The organism is Achromobacter sp. SIMBA_011, assembly GCF_046535435.1.
GTDB lineage: Bacteria > Pseudomonadota > Gammaproteobacteria > Burkholderiales > Burkholderiaceae_B > Achromobacter > Achromobacter dolens.
The window spans coordinates 1-253 of record NZ_JAWRWN010000870.1; the positions used below are offsets into that span (position 1 = coordinate 1).

The following is a 253-nucleotide window of genomic DNA, read 5'->3' on the forward strand; positions in this document are numbered from 1 at the left end:
GCTCGTGCACCGGCCGCATGCCGGTGCAACCGCGCGACTGGGGGCGGATCACCTCGGGTTCGCCCCTGCTTGACCGCGTGCCCGCGGCTCCTATACTGGCGCGAAGCCAGGGGAGCCGCAGCCTACCCGTTTCGCCGCTCCTCCCGGCGCCGTACCCGCTCAACAAGATCGATAACCGGGAAACAAGAGGAGACGTCATGGCTCACGATGCCGACGCCAATCGGGCCGCGAAGCGCTGGCTCTGGCTGCTGGT

The 253-nt window shown here is 68.8% G+C and carries 1 pseudogene; it reads left to right on the forward strand.

Features of this window, described 5'->3' with window-relative positions:
- Positions 1-17 precede the first annotated feature (17 nt).
- Positions 18-253, forward strand: a pseudogene (locus tag SB816_RS33490) (hypothetical protein); the annotation flags it as partial.